Here is a 16925-nt window from a genome sequence, read left to right as displayed (position 1 = left end):
TTTGGTCTGACGCCGGACCGCCCAGGATTGGTAGCCATTCATGTCTCTTGAAATTGTCATTCTCGCCGCAGGCCAGGGCACCCGCATGCGTTCGGCACTGCCCAAGGTGCTGCACCCGGTTGCCGGTAACTCCATGCTTGGCCATGTTATCCACAGCGCCCGGCAACTTGATCCGCAGCGTATTCACGTGGTCATCGGCCACGGTGCCGATGTGGTACGTGAACGCCTGGCTGCGGACGACCTGAATTTCGTATTGCAAGACAAGCAACTCGGCACCGGCCACGCCACCGCGCAAGCCGTGCCGTTCATCACGGCCGACACCGTGCTGATCCTCTACGGCGACGTGCCCCTGATCGAAGTGGAAACCCTGCAACGCCTGCTCAAGCACGTGGTACCCGGCCAAATGGGCCTGCTCACAGTCGAACTGGCTGATCCCACCGGCTACGGCCGTATCGTGCGCAACGCTGACGGCAAGGTCGCGGCCATCGTCGAGCATAAAGACGCCAGCGAAGCCCAGCGCGCCATCACCGAAGGCAATACCGGAATCATGGCGGTGCCTGGCAATAAGCTCGCCGACTGGATGAGCCGCCTGTCCAACAACAACGCCCAGGGCGAGTACTACCTCACCGACGTCATCGAGATGGCCGTGAGTGATGGTCTGCTGGTCGCCACCGAGCAACCCCACGACCCGATGGAAGTGCAGGGCGCCAACGACCGCAAGCAACTCGCTGAACTGGAGCGTCACTACCAACTGCGCGAAGGCCGCCGCCTGATGGCCCAGGGCGTGACCCTGCGCGACCCGGCGCGCTTCGATGTGCGTGGTGAAGTCACCGTGGGCCGCGATGTGCTGATCGACATCAACGTGATCCTCGAAGGCCGCGTAATCATCGAAGACGACGTGATCATCGGCCCCAACTGCGTCATCAAGGACAGCACCCTGCGCAAAGGCGTGGTGATCAAGGCCAACAGCCACCTGGAAGGTGCCGTGATGGGTGAGGGCAGCGATGCCGGCCCGTTCGCACGCTTGCGTCCGGGCAGCGTGTTGGAGGCCAAGGCCCATGTGGGTAACTTCGTCGAACTGAAAAACGCCCACCTGGGCGAGGGCGCCAAGGCCGGTCACCTGACTTACCTGGGCGATGCCGTGATCGGCGCGCGCACCAACATTGGCGCGGGCACCATCACCTGCAACTACGATGGCGCCAACAAGCACCAGACTGTGTTGGGCGAAGACGTGTTCATTGGTTCCAACAACTCGTTGGTTGCCCCGGTGAGAGTTGGCGATGGCGCCACCACCGCGGCCGGCTCCACCATCAACCAGGATGTGGATAACTTGCAGCTGGGCGTCGCCCGCGCTCGCCAACGCAACATCGATGGCTGGAAGCGCCCGGTCAAAATCAAAAAGAGCTGAGTTATCCACAGCTCACGTGGCCAATGCGATCCCCGTGGGAGCTGGCTTGCCTGCGATAGCGGTCTATCAGTCACTGATGTGCAAACTGATACACCGCTATCGCAGGCAAGCCAGCTCCCACATTTGATTGGGGATTTTTCCAGAAATTTACCACGCCCCGCTTGACGATCTTTCGCCAATAGGTTTTGATTGCCTTCGTTATCTTTCGAAACGAAACTTATCATCACCATGTCGAAACGAAATACACCCCAACGCCGCCACAATATCCTGGCTTTGCTCAATGAACAGGGCGAAGTCAGCGTGGACGCATTGGCCAAGCATTTCGAAACGTCGGAAGTGACCATCCGCAAGGACCTGGCCGCTCTCGAAAGCAACGGCCTGTTGCTGCGTCGCTACGGTGGTGCCATCACCATGCCCCAGGAACTGGTAGGCGATGCCGCCCAGCCCATTTCGGTGTACAAGCGCGCCATCGCCCGCGCCGCCGTGATGCGCCTGCGTGAACACGCACGCATCATCATCGACAGCGGTAGCACCACCGCCGCGATGATCCCTGAACTGGGCCACCAGCCCGGCCTGGTGGTGATGACCAACTCCCTGCACGTGGCCAGCGCCTTGAGCGAATTGGAACACGAGCCCGTGCTGTTGATGACCGGCGGCACCTGGGACCCGCACTCGGACTCGTTCCAAGGCCAGGTCGCCGAACAGGTGCTGCGGTCCTATGACTTTGATCAGCTGTTCATCGGCGCCGACGGCATCGATTTGCAGCGCGGCACCACCACCTTCAACGAACTGCTGGGCCTGAGCCGTGTGATGGCCGAGGTCGCCCGTGAAGTGGTGGTGATGGTCGAATCCGACAAGATCGGCCGCAAGATTCCCAACCTGGAACTGCCCTGGAGCAGCGTCCATACCCTGATCACCGATGATCGCCTGCCGCTTGAGGCCCGCGACCAGATCCAAGCCCGCGGCATTACGCTGATATGCGCGGCAATCATCTAGGAGAAACACCATGTGTGGCATCGTAGGCGCAGTCGCTGAACGCAACATCACCCCGATCCTGATCGAAGGCCTCAAGCGCCTGGAATACCGTGGCTATGACAGCGCCGGTGTAGCCGTCTTCACCAACGCCGGCAAGCTGGAGCGCACGCGCCGTCCGGGCAAGGTCAGCGAGTTGGAACAAGCCTTGAACGGCGAGCCGCTGGTTGGTCGCCTCGGTATCGCCCACACCCGCTGGGCCACCCACGGCGCTCCGTGCGAACGCAACGCCCACCCGCATTTCTCCGGCGACCTGGCCGTGGTGCACAACGGCATCATCGAAAACCACGAAGTGCTGCGCGACCAACTCAAAGGCCTGGGCTACGTGTTCACCTCGGACACCGACACCGAAGTCATCGCCCACCTGCTCAACCACAAACTCAAGGACCACAGCGACCTGACCGCCGCCCTCAAGGCTACGGTCAAGGAACTGCATGGCGCCTACGGTCTGGCCGTGGTCTGCGCCAGCCAACCGGACCGCGTCGTTGCCGCCCGCAGCGGCAGCCCGTTGGTGATCGGTCTGGGTCTGGGGGAAAACTTCCTCGCTTCCGACCAACTGGCCCTGCGTCAGGTCACCGACCGCTTCATGTACCTGGAAGAAGGCGATATTGCCGACATCCGTCGCGAAAGCGTGCAGATCTGGGACGTAAACGGCAACTCCGTCGAGCGTGAAGCCGTGCAGTACCGCGACGGTGCCGAGGCTGCCGACAAGGGCGAATTCCGCCATTTCATGCTCAAGGAAATCCACGAGCAACCAGCCGTGGTGCAACGCACCCTGGAAGGGCGCCTGAGCCAGCACCAGGTGCTGGTCAACGCGTTCGGCCCGCAAGCGGCCGAGCTGTTCGCCAAAGTGCGCAATGTGCAGATCGTCGCCTGCGGCACCAGCTACCACGCCGGCATGGTCGCCCGTTACTGGCTGGAAGAACTGGCCGGCATCCCGTGCCAGGTCGAAGTCGCCAGCGAGTTCCGCTACCGCAAGGTCGTGGTGCAGCCCGATACCCTGTTCGTGACCATCTCCCAGTCCGGCGAAACCGCCGACACCCTGGCCGCCCTGCGCAATGCCAAGGAACTGGGCTTCCTCGCCAGCCTGGCGATCTGCAACGTCAGCATCAGCTCCCTGGTGCGCGAATCCGACCTGACCCTGCTGACCCAGGCCGGTCGTGAAATCGGCGTGGCTTCGACCAAAGCCTTCACCACCCAGTTGGTCGGCCTGCTGCTACTGACCCTGTCCCTCGGCCAAGTCCGTGGCACCCTTGCTGCCGGCGTCGAAGCCACCCTGGTCGAAGAGCTGCGTCGCCTGCCTACCCGTCTGGGCGAAGCCCTGGCCATGGACAGCACCGTAGAAAAAGTCGCCGAACTGTTCGCCGACAAAAACCACACCCTGTTCCTCGGCCGTGGCGCGCAATACCCGGTCGCTATGGAAGGCGCCCTCAAGCTCAAGGAAATCTCCTATATCCACGCTGAAGCCTACCCAGCCGGTGAGCTGAAACACGGCCCATTGGCCCTGGTGGATGACGACATGCCGGTGGTGACCGTCGCGCCGAACAACGAACTGCTGGAGAAGCTCAAGTCCAACCTGCAGGAAGTGCGCGCCCGTGGCGGCCAACTGGTGGTGTTCGCCGACGAAAAAGCCGGCATGACCAACGGCGAAGGCACCCACGTCATCAACATCCCACACATCCACGACATCCTGTCGCCGATCCTCTACACCATCCCGCTGCAACTGCTGTCGTACTACGTCGCCGTGCTCAAAGGCACCGACGTCGACCAGCCGCGCAACCTGGCAAAGTCGGTGACGGTGGAGTAACCCCGCGTAGCCTGGAGGCCCCTCGGGTCTCCAGGATCAGCACGACGAAAGGATTCGACCTCGATGCCAACCCCTCTTTCCCCAATCGGCGAGCGTTTGCACAATCGCCGGTTTGCGGTCGCAAACAACACCCAGGGCCTCTCCGGTGACGGTACGGTGTTCCATTATCAAGTCGAAGGCGATTCCATCTGGGGCACCTACCAAGGCGGGCGGATTCGTATCGGTCAGCAGGTCGGGCGTGTAACCGGCGAGGATACGATCGAGTTGCTGTTTCAGTGCGTGACCACACAGGGCGAGTTATTGGCCGGCTGGTCTCGCGGCACGGTCGGCGTTGATGCTGCCGGGCGCACTACGCTGGCGTTTGTATGGGGTTGGTTGTCGGGGGCGACGGGAGGTGGGGAGTCCAGCTACACCGAGCTTGTCACGTAGCCGCTGATCACGGCACGAACTCCACCCGCAACCCCCGGCTCGCACTGCGCCCCTGATCATCGCTGACCCGCAGCCGATACTCTCCCGACTTGCCCGGTCGCCAGTTCAGTGTGGTCTGCGGCGGGCCCTGGCCGATCAAGGTTTGATCGGCGAACCAGTACAGCGTCGCCGCATCGCTGGCCGCGTTGGCATTCAGCGGGATGCTTTCCTGGGGTTGCGACAGGCGCAGTTGATAGCTCACTTGGGTCAGCGGTGAGCGGATCTGCGGCGCTTCGCTCTGGTCGCTGATGCGGTTGGGTTGGCAGTTTTTCATCACGCTGGGCGGCGTGCGCCGGGGCAGGCCGGCGGCGCGGTACAGGCGCTGTATGTCGCTGGGCCAGAATTCGAAGACTTCTTCACGGGTGTACTGCGCCTCGAAGGGCGGGCACGCGGCCTTGCCGGTGCGTGTGTCGATCAGCACCGGGCGATGCAGGTTCGACACGCGAATCGGCGACACGCCGGGCAGATACCAGGTCTTGCGGGTTTGCGGGCACCAGCGGTTGGGCAAATCGCCGGAGGCGGCGCAGACGTCGATGCGTACCAGCCCGGCGGGCGGCTTGTCGGGTTTGATCACCACGTTGGGCAACGCCAGGGGCAGGGCGTCGGCGATGCGGAAGAACAGCGGCGCGGCGGTCTTGGCGCCGATAAACGCTGGGTTCGGCCGGCCGTCGAAGTTGCCCACCCACACCACCAGCACGTAGGGGCCGACCAGGCCGGCGCTCCAGGCATCGTGAAAACCCCAGGAGGTGCCGGTTTTCCAAGCGGTGCGCCAATGGCGGCCGGGCAAGCCATCCGGGCGCGGGTTGCGCCGCAGCATGTCGCGCACCATGAACGCGGCCTGGGGCGTGAGCAGTTGCGCCCCGGTGGATTGCGGCTGCTCCTGCAAATAACGCAGCGGCCGCAAATGCCCGTCACCGGCCAGCATCACGTACAACCGCGCCAGTTCCTCCGGGGTCATCTCGCCGCCGCCGAGGGCCAGAGCCAGGCCGTAATGACTTTCGTCACGCAGGCCTTTGATGCCGGCGCGTTGCAGCAATCCATACAAGGACGGCGATTTCACCTGGCTGGCCAGCCACACTGCCGGGATATTGCGACTACGGATCAATGCATCGCGCGCCGTCAGCGGGCCGACAAAACTGCCGTCGAAATTTTCCGGCTGGAAGTAGCCGAAGTTACTGGGCAAGTCCTTGAGGATGCTCATGGGGTGGATCACCCCCTGGTCCAACGCCAATCCATACAGAAACGGCTTGAGCGTGGAGCCCGGCGAGCGCCGCGACAGCACGCCGTTGACCTGACCGTGGATGCCTGTGGATAAGTAATCCGCCGAACCCACCAGCGCCTTGACGCTCTGGTCGCGGCTGTCGATCAGGATCGCCGTGGCGTTCTCCACGCCGGTGCTGCGTCGTTCGGCGATAAAGCCGCTGATCAGACGCTCGAGCAGTTGCTGCAACGGCAGGTTGAGGGTGCTGTTCAGCTCATTGCCGGGCTGGGACGCCAGCAGTTGCTCACTCAAATGCGGCGCTAGAAACGGGATCTGTTGGCGGTTACGCGCCTCCAGCGGCAAGTCCAGCAAACTGTCGTTACGCGGGTCTTGTGGATAAGTCTCGCGCCAGTCGGCCATCAAGCGCAGCCGCGCATTTTGCAGCGAGGGCCCGAAACGCGCGCGCCGCCCCGGCTGTTGCGGAATCACCGCCAGCGCCAGCGCTTCGGACAACGACAACTGCGCGGCTGCCTTGCCAAAGTAGATGCGGCTCGCGGCCTCGGCGCCTTCGATATTGCCGCCCATCGGCGCCAGGTTCAGGTAGGCCTCCAGGATGTCGTGTTTGCTGTAGCGCGCTTCCAGCCACAGCGCCAAGGCCATCTGCTGCAACTTGCCGGGCACCTGGCGGGTGTTCAGATCCCACAGGCGCCGCGCCAGTTGCATGCTCAACGTTGAACCGCCCTGGCGCTGGCCACCGCTGTAGGTGGCCATGGCCGCACGCAGCAAGGCCGGCGGGTTGATCCCCGGGTGCCAGTAGAAATTGCGGTCTTCCTTGAGCAGCAAGGCTTCGACCAGTGAAGGAGACATCCGCTCCAGCGGTAGCCATAAGCGGTATTGGCCGTCATCCGCCAATGTCATGCGCAGCAGCGAGCCGTCGTCGGCCAGCACCAGCCGTGACGAGGTCACGGCCTGTTCCAGCGGGGCATGGGGCCACAGGCGCAGCCCCGCCAGCACCACCGCCGCTAGCAGCAGCGGCGGCGTCAGGCGTTTAAGGCTTGGTAATTTCAAGCTGGCCTACTTTGCCGCGCCCTTGCAGGGTGGTTTCGTACATGCCTTCGGCGTAGGCCGGTGGCGTATTGAACGTACCGGCATTGGTGGCGCGCACGCGGTACACGAAGGTGCCTACATCGCGCAGTGCAGTGCCGTACAACACCACTCGATCATCGCGTACATCCACGTAGTCCGGCTGCCAGTTGCTCAGCTCGGTTTCGCCGATGGGCGCTTGCCAGGCTTCGGCTTCCTGGCTGTCTTCTTCCACATACTCGGACTCTTCGCCTTCACTCTCTTCGCTGCTGGCGGCTTCCGGCTCCGGCGGCAAGTTATACACAGGCTCGACGCCACCCGGCAGCAGGTCGACCACCGCCACTTGCTGCACCTGGTCGCGATCGGTGGCGCGCAGACGCAAGCGCACCAGGAACTCATCGCCCACTGCGACCTTGCTCACCGGGTCGCCCTTGAGGTCGAGGTACTCATGGATGATCTCCAGGCCGTTGTTGATCGGCTTGAGCTTGGCGCCCTTGTCGAAACCGGCTTCGCTGAGCATGTAGAACGCGGCCGGGCCGTCGGATTTTTCCATGACCAGTTTTTGCGTGGCCCCGGGAACGGCGGCGCGCGGCGGCTGGCCAGCCATTTCCAGCAACTGTTGTTGCTTGTCGCCCAACCAGGCCGTGGCCTTGAGCGTCATGTCGCTTTGCGCACGCTGGCCATAGTTATCCAAGGCCCGCAGCAACAGTGCCGCCGACAGCGAGTTGTAGCGCTGCTCGTTCAAGCGCTTGCCGAGTTTATCCAGCAGCGCCGTTGGCACGTCGTCCATCAGCTCCGGGAAATGCCGCGCCAGCAGGTGCAAGTGTTCGGCGTCGTGCACCAGCGGGTCGTAGTACATACCGTCGCTGGTCCACTTATCCACAAGGGCGCGCCAAGGGATCTTGCGGAACAACGTATCGGCCTGGCGATCCTGCTTGAGCAACTTGTAGCTGGCGGCCAGGTAAGCGGCGCCGAGGTCGTTCTGCCAGCTGTCCTTGAAGTAGCTCTCGTAGCGCTCGCGGATGTCACTCAAGGCACCGCTCACCAGAATCCCCTGACGGCTCAGCAGGTAACTGGCGTAGGCACGGTTGCGCAATTCCGACAGGCCTTCGCTAGGACCGTTGGCGAGGTCTGTCAGATACGCGTTCGAGCGCACCAGCAGGTCTTCCGGCACCGGCAACCCACGCTCCTTGGCTTCGATCAGGAAGTCGGTGGCATACAGGCTGGCGTACGGCGCCACATCCGGGTTGGCCGCCCACAAACCAAAGCCGCCGGCCTGGTTCTGGCGTTGGCGCAACATGCGCACCGCGCTGCTGAAGGCCTGCTCGGCTTCAGGGGCGTTGCCACCCCAGATCAGCGCGGGCATGGCCTTGGACACCAATTGCTCGGTGCAGGCGTAGCCGTAGTCATCCAGGTAATGCTTGAGACCGTTGGCCCACACCAGCGGCGAGGCGGCGACGCCCAGTTGCACGTCGCGCAGTTGGCTGAACAGCTCGCGGGTTGGCTTGAGCTCTTTGCTGGCGCTGTCGAAGCGGCCCAGGCTCAAGGCCACGCGGTGCTCACTCAGGGGGCGGATCGAAGTGGTTTCCGCCACCTGGATACGCTTGCCATCCGGCAGTACCGCGACAAAGCGCAGGTCGGCCGAACCCAGGGTTTCACCGACCTTGATCTTGAACTCGGCGGTGCCTTCCTTGCGCGGTTGCAGGGCCAAGGTGCTGCCCTTGTCGCCCTGCACCTTGAGGCCATCGCTGGTTTGCACCTCAAACTTCACGTCGGCCGCGGCGTCGAGGTTGCTGAACACCCCGGCGCTGACATTGAACACATCCCCAGGCGCCACGAAGGCCGGCACGTTCGGTGTGATCACGATCGGCCCACGCACCTCGGTATTGGCCTCACTGACACCCACGCTGTCGCTGTCCACCGCCACCGCGAAGAGGTGCAGCTTGCCGTTGAAACTGTCCGGCACCTGGTAATGCAGCACAGTCTCACCGGCCGGCAGGTCCACCAACCCGGACCACCACGCCACGGGCGGCTGATGTTTACGCTTGAACGGGTTGAGGTGATTGGCCAGGGCGCCTTCCGTATCGCCACCGGGCGCTGCCCCACTGAGCAGGCGGCTGAATTCCGGCAGGATCAGGTCAAGGATCTGACTGGTGCCGACTTCCAGCGCGCGCTTCTGGAAGAAGAAACCCAACGGGTCCGGCGTCTGGTAGCGCGCCACTTGCAGGATGCCTTCGTCTACCGCATACACCACGGCGCGGCCCGGGCGGTCGGCGTTGACCTTGATGTCGAGCATTTGCCCCGGCTCGACCTTCGCCGGGCCCTCGACTTTCAGCGCCATGCGTCGCGCGTCCAGGTTGATACTGAAGGGCACCACGCCGTAGGACAGCGGGCTCATGTACACCTCGGCCGAGCCCATGTCCCGCACAAACTGCACGTTGACGTAGGCATTGCCTTCAAGCCCCGCAGGCACGCGGATATGTTGCACGCTGTTGGTGCTGTCAGCCTTGAACCACTGCTGGGTATAGACCTTGTCCCGTTCGATGGTAATCAAGCCGGCCCCGGTGTACGGCGCACGGATACTGATGGCGATCTCGTCGCCGGTGGCGTAGCTGCGCTTATCCAGGCGCAGTTGCAGTTCGGCGTTGCGCTCCAGGGAGCGCGAGGTGTTGCCGCGCCCGGCCACGCTGTAGTCGATCTGGTTGAGCAGGTTGCCGTTGGCGTCTTTCAGTTGCAGGGTGTAATCACCCGGCGTGCCGGTGTTGAGGCTCTGCCTGGCGCCGTTCTGGGTCATCACCAGCTTGGATGCCGGCTGGCTGATGTTCTTGATGCGCGACTCGTACTTGTAGGTGCCGTTGGACTGTTTCACCAGCACCGACACATAGCGGTGCTCGACCACTTCGCTGGTCAGGCCCTCCACTGCCAGCGGCGAAAGGTCCGGCGCCACGGCCAGCCATTGCACCTCGCGTGGCGCATCCTTGGCGACGTACGACAGCGAGTCCTGACTTTTCACACCCACAAGGTAAGGCGCAGACGACACCAACAAGGCACTTTGCGCCGCCACGTTGCGCCCGCCTTCGGCTTCGAACACCTGGGTCATGACCTGCAGGCGATAGGTGCTGTTGGCGAAGCGTTGCAGGTTGAGGTCGAGCAGAGCCTGGCCGTTGTCATCCACGGTGGTTTCGGCGAGGTCTTCGGTGCTGGCGTCTTCCAGGGAGTCGTTGAGGCGGAAGCGGTAATCGGGATAGCGCTCGAATGCCGCGAGCGTTGGGCTCAGGGACATTTTCGCGGTCACCCGACGCCCGGCCGCCGGGGCGCCGAACAGGTGCATCGCGGTGACTTTGGCGACCACTTGGTCGGGTGGAATCCAGCCCTGCACGGGAGTGTCATGCAGGCTTAGGCTGACTTTCATGCGGTCCGGTTCAAAGTCGCGGACCTTGAAGCTGACGCTGCCCAGGTCGGTGCGGGTCTGTTTCTGACCAATCAACTGCAAGGTCGCGGTGTAGTCCCCGGCGGGGGCGACTTCGCTGCTGGGGAAATCAAAGGTTTCAAAACCACTGGCGGACAGCTTCAGCGGCTGGCGAATCACTTCCAGGCCGCGTGGGTCGGTGATTTGCAGCTCTACCGGCAGGCCTTGCAGGGCACCTTTCCAGTTGCCGCTGCGCACGATCATGCCCAGGTGCGCGGTCTCGCCAGGGCGGTACAGGCCGCGGTCGGTAAACAGGTAGGCGCTGAGGCGATCAACCGCACCGTCTTCTTCCAAACCGCCTACATCGAAGCGCGACAAATCCAGTTGCTGGGACTGACGGGCAATCGGCAGGAAGGATTGGTCATTGCCGCGAGTGACGACATACATCAGCGGCGTTTTCTCACGGCGCAATTCATCCAGCTTGGCGAAATGCGCGTGGCCTTCGCCATCGGTGCGCCCGCTGCTCACGGGCAAGCCGTTGCGGCCGATGATGTCGACCTGTGCGTCGGCCACCGGCGAACCGTTGCCGATGGACTGTACGTACACATCGTGGCTGCCATCGCTGGAGCGCTTGGCGATGATGCCCAGGTCGGTCACTACGATAAAGCGCAGGTCGCTGGTGCTGCTGCGGTCGTACTCGAAGGTGCGCTCGACCGGCTCGTCCTGGGGGCTGAGCTTGAGTACAAAAATGCCACGACGGCCGCCGTTGGCGGTGAGGTAGTGGCTGAGGTCGACGTTGTCGTAGACGGTTTTCGCCGGGTCATTGGACGACAGTGGAATGTCCAGCGTCTGACGTTCCACCATGCGGTCGAAGTACTCGTTGCCGAAATTCGGCCGGGCAAAGCTACCGCTGCTCTGGTCCACCAGATGCTGCAATTGGTTGGGCAGCAGGCGGGCAATTTCCACATGGGCGCCGGGCACGCCACGGGCCATGAAGCCCAGGCGTTTTTCGCCGTTGAGGCTGAGCAGGGCGCCGTCAGACAGGAACTGCAATGTGCGCGGGTACGCCGGCATGCTGATCAGCGACGCCGTAGGATTCTTCGCCAGATAACCGCCGATGGCTTCCAGGTTGGCGGGCACGCGCACATAGATAGCCCGGCCGGCCGGGGCCTTGAACTTGAAGGCATGCAGGGTGTTCAACGGTTCGACGCTGGGCACGTGGGTCAGGTTGACCTTGGTGCTGCGGGCGAGCAGGGCATCGTCGATGTCGTTGCTGTTGTAGGGGCGCGTATCGTCCTCGGCTTTTTCCGGCAGCAGCCAGGCCTGCACCTTACCGGCGATGGTGTCATCGGCTACGGCGCTGGAGCTGCTGAACATCAGCACCGGCTCGGGTTCGCCGCGCTGATTGTCGACAAAGCTGACTTCGGCGCCGGTGAATGTCAGGCGATAACGCCCGGGCACAGTGACTTGCGCCACCAGCGGCGCGGTGCTGGCGTTGCCGCCGTCGCGGGCCTTGAGGCCTTCGTCGAGCTTGGCGCTGACCGGGGTACTTTCCAGCGGTGTAGCCAGGGCGGCGGAGCGCACGTAGGCGTTGAGTTTTTTCTCGTCGAACGTCACTTCCGGCCGATTGGGCAACTGGGCGTCGCGGTAGGCCAGGCCTTTGCCAAGGGTCACTGTCACGCGTTTGCGTAGGCTGTCTTCATCCACTGGGTGGGAAAAGTGGAAGGTCGCTACTAGCTGTTTCAGCGTTGGATTGGACGGGTCCTGGTACAGCTCGTTTTGCGCCAGGGTGGCGCGGAACGGTTGGGTGGAGAACTGGGCACTGTATTGGTCGAGCAGTACGCCGTCGGCCAGCAGGTTTTTCTTCGCCAGGTCCAGGGTGTAACCGGCGTCGATCGGCCAGTCTTTCTCCGGCACGAACAGCAAGGTGCGGTCATCGGACCAGCGCCACGTACCCGCCACGCTCGGCTTGAGGGTGATGCCTTCGCTCACCGGCTTGCCAATCGCCGCCATTGGGGCCACGGACTCGGCGAAACGCACCTGCAAGTTATCCACAACCGGCGTTGGCTGGGTGTAATCGGTGAGGTTGGGCTTGTGCAGCGAATAACTCACGGTGTGGGGCTTGGGCAGGTGGGAATACCACTGCCAGCCGTAGAACCCGGCGGCGCCCAGCAGCACCAGGCCCAGTACGCCGGCCCCGGCCTGGCGCGGATAAGCGCGGGCCTTCTGACCGAGCGCCAGCACGCCATCACCGATGGCGCGCAGCCAGAACGGCGGGCTCCATTGGCCGAACAGGGCACCCACCACAGTCGTTAATGCACCGTACAAACGGCGACAGATCGTTTTGAACGAGTCGAACATGGTGAGCATCCCTGGCTAAGTGCGGCGTATCTTACAGTGTCTTTGATACAAAAGATGACACCGATACGCCGCACTATTTGTGGCGAGGGAATGTTACGAAGGGGTCATACATTCCAGCGAGCGATCCACCATGACTTTGGCCATTTTCGCCAGATAGCTGGCGGCTTTGGGTGAGTCACCTAATGCTTCAGCGCACTGGAGCAGGTCTGAGGCGTAAGCCAGGGCGTCTTCGAAGCTGAGTTCGGGATGGGTGATGAAAAAGGGATGAGGTGGGTCGGGCCTTACTTTGCTCATTGCGTTAACTCCAATGTAGAAAATTGGAGCTGACAGCCATCGCTGCTAAACAATGGGTGGCGGCTGTACGCAGGTTAGCAGGCCGGAACATTGGGAATCCGACGCACCCGAAGGTGCCCTGCGCACAGCCACCATAAAGCGTTGGCAGAAAAAAACGCCATGCTTGAGATGGCGCTTGTGCGCCCAATGTTGAACATTCGAGCTGCTAAACCCGGTCACTGAATGGGCAGTGACGAACGCAGACTAGCTACCGAAAAGGCAGGGCACAAGCGGATGGGATTCTCTCGGAAATGTCCTGCGAAAGAAAGGGACGCGAGTGGTAGGAGTGCTTGTTTCAGACTTTGCCGCAGAACAAATGCACGCAGGTTTGCTGACGGGGTTTGGCACGATTTGTAAGCCTATAGGCTTACAAATTACCGACCCTTGTAAGCCTGTAGGCATAGTGGGAGCGGGCTTGCTCGCGAAGGCGGTGTGTCAGCCAACCTATCAAGTGGCTGAAACACCGTCATCGCGAGCAAGCCCGCTCCCACATTTTTGATTTTTGGATGGCTGGAGAATGGTGGACTCAGGTCCACCAGAACCGCACCAGGTGAAAGAAAATCGGCGCGGCAAAACACACCGAGTCCAAGCGATCCAGCATCCCGCCATGCCCCTCGATCATATGCCCCCAGTCCTTCACACCCCGGTCGCGCTTGATGGCCGACATCACGATGCCGCCAGCAAACCCCAGCAGGTTGATCAACAGCGCGATCAGGAACGACTGCCATGGGTTGAACGGCGTGGTCCACCACAGGGCTGCGCCGATCAGGGAGGACAGCAAGATCCCGCCGACAAAGCCTTCCACGGTTTTGGAGGGCGACAGGTTGGGCGCGATCTTGTGTTTGCCGAACAACTTCCCACACACGTACTGGAGCACGTCCGACAGTTGCACCACGATCACCAGGTAGGCGATCAGCAGCAGGTTGCGGCCCTCGTAGCCGGGAATGTCGAGGGTCAGCAGGGCCGGCACGAACGACACGCAGAACACGGCGATCATCAGGCCCCATTGCACCTTCGACGCCCGTTCCAAAAAGTGTGTGCTGTCGCCGCCGAGGGAGGCGAGGATCGGCAGCAGCAGGAACACGTACACCGGGATGAAGATCGAGAACAGCCCGTACCAGTCCGAGTAGATCAGCAGGTATTGCAGCGGCAGCGCCAGGTAGAACGCGGCCACCAGCGCCGGGTAGTCGCTGCGGCGGGTGGGGGTGAGGGTGAGGAATTCGCGCAGGGCGTAGAACGACACCGCGTAGAACAGCAGGATCACCGCCCCGGTGCCGAGCCAGAAGGCGATGCCGATGACCACCACCATCACCCACCAGGCGTTGATGCGTGCGTTGAGGTTGTCGATCACCGCGTTGGGCGTGCCTCGGGTGCGCAGCTTGAGGATCAGGCCGATCAGCGAGGCGAGCACCAGGATCGCGCCGATGCCGCCGAACAGCATTATGGTCTGGCTATGCATATCAGGAATGCTCCGGGGCTAGGGCGAGCAGGGCGTCACGGGTGCGGGCGAGGAACGCGGTCTTGTCTTCGCCTTCTTCCAAATGCAACGGCGTGCCGAAGCTGGTGGTGCACAGCAGGGGCAGCGGCAATACGCGACCCTTGGGCATGACCCGGTTGAGGTTGGCTATCCACACAGGCACCAGTTCGGCCTGTGGGTAACTTTTTGCCAAGTGATACAAGCCGCTTTTGAACGGCAGCAGGCCGTCTTCCAGATTGCGCGTGCCTTCGGGAAACAGGATCAGCGAGTCGCCGCCTTCCAATGCGGCCAACATGGGCTGCAACGGGTTATCCACAGGGTCCTTGCGCTCGCGGTCGATCAGCACGCCGTTGAACACACGGTTGATGATGTAGCGGCGCAAGGCGCTTTTGCTCCAGTAATCGCTACCGGCCACCGGGCGCGTGAATTTGCGCAGGTTTTGCGGCAATGAGGCCCACAGCAGCACGAAGTCGCCGTGGCTGCTGTGGTTGGCGAAGTAGATGCGTTGCACCGGAACAGGTGCGCAGCCCAGCCACAGGCTGCGGGCGCCGGTAACGGTGCGGGCCATGGAGGTAATCAGCGTGGCGACCACGGGTTCGAACATGGGAATTCCTTATCCGGCGAAAGGCAGCCAGGGGCTGGCGAGGATCGCGCCCAGGGTCAGCAGTGTTTGTGCACCCAGCAACCAGGCTTGTTTGCGCAGCAGTTTGAGAGCGCCGCGACGGCGTTCGGTCCAGGGCCGGCCGGCGCGTTTGGGCGCTTGCAGGCCAAGGGTTTGCAGGGCCAGGTCGAGGTCGGCGGTGCGTTCGGTGTCGCGGGCGAGCAGGGCGAACAGGTCGGCATCGAAGGCCACGCGCAGCGCCCAGTACTTTTGCAGCAGCCCAAGGATAATCATCCACAGGCTGAGCAGCAGGCAGATCGGCGTGATGCTGGCCATCAGCAGTTGGGCCAGGCCGAACAACACGCCGAGCAGGGTCAGGCCTGTGGATAACTGATCCAGCGAACGGCCGCGGCGCAGCAGGCTGGCGACGACCTGGAGTTCCATATCAGCGGGCATGGGGCAAACCCTCCAAAGCTTCACGGTGAGCGGGGTGCAGGACCACATCGGCCCGCGCTGTACGAATAATAGTCAGCGCATCCTCCACCGTCGTGGCCCGCCCGCTGTGCAGCAGCCACGCGGCAACCGCCGTCGCGCTGCGCGAATAGCCCAGGGCGCAACACACCAGCAGCGGGCCACTGGCGCGCAGGCGTTCGATGGCCTCGGCGGCGAGCAGGCATTCGGCGGGCGTCGGGGCGATCAGGTCCAGCACGGGGATGGCCTGATAGGCACGGCCCTGTGGATTAATCGGCAATTCGGCGCAGAGATCGACGATGGCCTTGAAGGGCTCCTGCTCGCGGGTCGTGGGAATGCGCCCGAGCCAGACGTTATCCACAATCCGGTCCGGTTGTGGATGTTTGCGTGTCCACAGGCGCGAGTTGATCCACGCCGCCGCCAGGTAAGGCGCATACAGCCAGCGCGCGGCCGGTGTCAGTCGACCATCGGCGCGCTTCTGGAAGCCTGCGGCGCCCAGCACGAAGTAGTTCGCCTTGATCAAGGCCAGGGACACCGCCGGCCACAGTAGCCACAGCCAGCCGCCGCCCAGGGCCAACGCAAGCACCGCCAGCAGCAACGCGCCCAGGCCGTAACGCACGCCCAGCCGCCAGCGCTTGGGGTCCCGCGTCAGCCGCGCATTCAGCAGCGGGCTCGGATGTTCCACCGGCCATAGCCACACGCAGATCCAGCCGGCGAGGGCGCCTGTGGGTAAGTCGATAAAGTGATGTTGATAAGTGGTCAGCACCGAAATACCGATCAACGCGAACCAGCCGTGTACCAGCCAGCGCCAGACACCCTGGGTGTGGCGCTGGTACATGACCCACAGGATCACCAGCAGCGCGATGTGCAGCGACGGCGCCTGGTTGAACGGTTTGTCGAACCCGGCCAGCACGGCAAACAGCCAGCCGAACACGCCATCCAGTTCGGGCCGCTCGAAGGTGAAACGCAGCGGCCAGATCAGGAAGCAACTCACGGCAATCACCTGCGCACTCAACAGCCGCAGCGCATGTTGCTTCAGTTCATGCCGGCTGTTGGGCAGCAACAGGGAGAACCCGTAAAGCAGGTCGATGGACCAGTAGGGCACGATGGTCCACGCCAGGAAGGGCATGTGGGTTTCCCAGTCGAACACCAGCGTGCCGACGTCGCTGCGCTGGCTGGTGACCCAGGTGGCGAAGCCGTAGGTGCTGAAAAACAGCGGCGCCAACAGCAGCAGCCAGAGGACGGCGGGCTTGAGCAGACCGGGTTCGCGCATG

11 protein-coding genes are annotated in these 16925 nt (G+C 62.9%); 4 read left to right on the top strand and 7 right to left on the bottom strand.

The window, feature by feature from the left end; translation table 11 throughout:
- The first annotated feature begins 40 nt into the window (after positions 1 to 40).
- The 4 genes from glmU to LIY36_RS02910 all read left to right on the top strand — a co-directional run bounded on the left by glmU (position 41) and on the right by LIY36_RS02910 (position 4676).
- Positions 41 to 1408: a bifunctional UDP-N-acetylglucosamine diphosphorylase/glucosamine-1-phosphate N-acetyltransferase GlmU gene (gene glmU, locus LIY36_RS02925; RefSeq protein WP_192298123.1), complete on the top strand. Its 1368-nt coding sequence runs from the start codon at positions 41 to 43 to the stop codon at positions 1406 to 1408.
- A gap of 228 nt (positions 1409 to 1636) precedes the next feature.
- Positions 1637 to 2404 (top strand): DeoR/GlpR family DNA-binding transcription regulator, encoded by a 768-nt coding sequence (locus LIY36_RS02920; protein WP_192298122.1) that lies wholly within the window; start codon positions 1637 to 1639, stop codon positions 2402 to 2404.
- 10 nt (positions 2405 to 2414) lie between these two features.
- Positions 2415 to 4247: a glutamine--fructose-6-phosphate transaminase (isomerizing) gene (gene glmS / locus LIY36_RS02915; RefSeq protein ID WP_226454754.1), complete on the top strand. Its 1833-nt coding sequence runs from the start codon at positions 2415 to 2417 to the stop codon at positions 4245 to 4247.
- A 63-nt stretch (positions 4248 to 4310) separates the two neighbouring features.
- Entirely contained in the window at positions 4311 to 4676 is a 366-nt protein-coding gene (locus tag LIY36_RS02910) for a hypothetical protein (protein WP_226454753.1), read from the top strand.
- A gap of 7 nt (positions 4677 to 4683) precedes the next feature.
- On the opposite strand, the gene pbpC is transcribed toward LIY36_RS02910, so the two are convergent.
- The 7 genes from pbpC to LIY36_RS02875 all read right to left on the bottom strand — a co-directional run bounded on the left by pbpC (position 4684) and on the right by LIY36_RS02875 (position 16924).
- On the bottom strand, positions 4684 to 6984 hold the full coding sequence (gene pbpC / locus LIY36_RS02905) for a penicillin-binding protein 1C (protein WP_226454752.1): 2301 nt from the start codon (positions 6982 to 6984) through the stop codon (positions 4684 to 4686).
- A complete protein-coding gene (locus LIY36_RS02900) occupies positions 6965 to 12769 on the bottom strand; it encodes an alpha-2-macroglobulin (protein ID WP_226454751.1) in 5805 nt (1934 codons plus the stop codon). Before LIY36_RS02900 ends, pbpC begins: the two co-directional genes overlap by 20 nt.
- A 93-nt stretch (positions 12770 to 12862) precedes the next feature.
- Positions 12863 to 13063 carry a DUF3077 domain-containing protein gene (locus tag LIY36_RS02895; RefSeq protein WP_226454750.1) on the bottom strand — a complete coding sequence of 67 codons (201 nt, stop codon included), beginning with the start codon at positions 13061 to 13063 and terminating at the stop codon, positions 12863 to 12865.
- A 565-nt stretch (positions 13064 to 13628) separates the two neighbouring features.
- Positions 13629 to 14561, bottom strand: coding sequence for a phosphatidate cytidylyltransferase (locus LIY36_RS02890; RefSeq protein ID WP_192298116.1), 933 nt, complete (start codon positions 14559 to 14561; stop codon positions 13629 to 13631).
- A 1-nt stretch (position 14562) separates the two neighbouring features.
- Positions 14563 to 15183, bottom strand: coding sequence for a lysophospholipid acyltransferase family protein (locus LIY36_RS02885; protein ID WP_226454749.1), 621 nt, complete (start codon positions 15181 to 15183; stop codon positions 14563 to 14565).
- Between the two features lie 9 nt (positions 15184 to 15192).
- Complete coding sequence (locus LIY36_RS02880) at positions 15193 to 15636, bottom strand: hypothetical protein (RefSeq protein WP_226454748.1); 444 nt, start codon at positions 15634 to 15636, stop codon at positions 15193 to 15195.
- Positions 15626 to 16924 carry a phosphatase PAP2/dual specificity phosphatase family protein gene (locus tag LIY36_RS02875; protein WP_226454747.1) on the bottom strand — a complete coding sequence of 433 codons (1299 nt, stop codon included), beginning with the start codon at positions 16922 to 16924 and terminating at the stop codon, positions 15626 to 15628. Before LIY36_RS02875 ends, LIY36_RS02880 begins: the two co-directional genes overlap by 11 nt.
- Between the last annotated feature and the right edge of the window lies 1 nt (position 16925).

It is taken from the genome of Pseudomonas sp. AF03-9 (assembly GCF_020515815.1).
Taxonomy (GTDB): domain Bacteria; phylum Pseudomonadota; class Gammaproteobacteria; order Pseudomonadales; family Pseudomonadaceae; genus Aquipseudomonas.
The sequence above is the reverse complement of the archived record's forward strand: the minus strand, read 5'-3'. Positions and strand labels throughout refer to the sequence as shown.

Excerpts from the sequence above, each read along its gene's own strand:
- glmU (WP_192298123.1), top strand. The coding sequence starts at position 41 with ATGTCTCTTGAAATTGTCATTCTCGCCGCAGGCCAGGGCACCCGCATG.
- LIY36_RS02920 (WP_192298122.1), top strand. The coding sequence starts at position 1,637 with ATGTCGAAACGAAATACACCCCAACGCCGCCACAATATCCTGGCTTTG.
- glmS (WP_226454754.1), top strand. The coding sequence starts at position 2,415 with ATGTGTGGCATCGTAGGCGCAGTCGCTGAACGCAACATCACCCCGATC.
- LIY36_RS02910 (WP_226454753.1), top strand. The coding sequence starts at position 4,311 with ATGCCAACCCCTCTTTCCCCAATCGGCGAGCGTTTGCACAATCGCCGG.
- LIY36_RS02900 (WP_226454751.1), bottom strand. The coding sequence starts at position 12,769 with ATGTTCGACTCGTTCAAAACGATCTGTCGCCGTTTGTACGGTGCATTA.
- LIY36_RS02895 (WP_226454750.1), bottom strand. The coding sequence starts at position 13,063 with ATGAGCAAAGTAAGGCCCGACCCACCTCATCCCTTTTTCATCACCCAT.
- LIY36_RS02890 (WP_192298116.1), bottom strand. The coding sequence starts at position 14,561 with ATGCATAGCCAGACCATAATGCTGTTCGGCGGCATCGGCGCGATCCTG.
- LIY36_RS02885 (WP_226454749.1), bottom strand. The coding sequence starts at position 15,183 with ATGTTCGAACCCGTGGTCGCCACGCTGATTACCTCCATGGCCCGCACC.
- LIY36_RS02880 (WP_226454748.1), bottom strand. The coding sequence starts at position 15,636 with ATGCCCGCTGATATGGAACTCCAGGTCGTCGCCAGCCTGCTGCGCCGC.
- LIY36_RS02875 (WP_226454747.1), bottom strand. The coding sequence starts at position 16,924 with ATGCGCGAACCCGGTCTGCTCAAGCCCGCCGTCCTCTGGCTGCTGCTG.